Origin of the sequence: Dysgonomonas sp. 511 (assembly GCF_010501105.1) — a bacterium.
GTDB lineage: Bacteria > Bacteroidota > Bacteroidia > Bacteroidales > Dysgonomonadaceae > Dysgonomonas.
The window spans coordinates 1-299 of record NZ_QVMQ01000136.1 but is presented as its reverse complement, the minus strand read 5'-3'; the positions used below and the strand labels follow the sequence as shown (position 1 = coordinate 299).

The window sequence follows — 299 nt, the reverse complement described above, 5'->3', positions numbered from 1 at the left end:
GCGTCGAGGGCATCCATGTATATGTGCTGTATCCCAAAGGGAAAGTTAGCCCTATACAAGAATGCCAGTTTACCACCCTGGGGCAAAACATACGGTGGAATGAAGAATATTCCGCAGTACCGGGGCTGGCTAATCTGGAAAAAGGTATGTACGATTCTAAATGGACTGAATGGAATCCGGGATATTCTACACAACACGTACTAAACAGGTTTAAAGGAATGCGGTATCCCAGCGATATTTCCCTGAGTTTGATATAGCTGGCATCTTGAATACCATCTTCGCCAACACCATATTGCCCG

General features: G+C 45.5%; 1 protein-coding gene. It reads left to right on the top strand.

Annotated features, from left to right (window positions below; all coding sequences use genetic code 11):
- The coding region (locus D0T57_RS15590) for a hypothetical protein (protein ID WP_163274375.1) at positions 1-257 on the top strand (257 nt) is incomplete at its 5' end.
- Positions 258-299 lie beyond the last annotated feature (42 nt).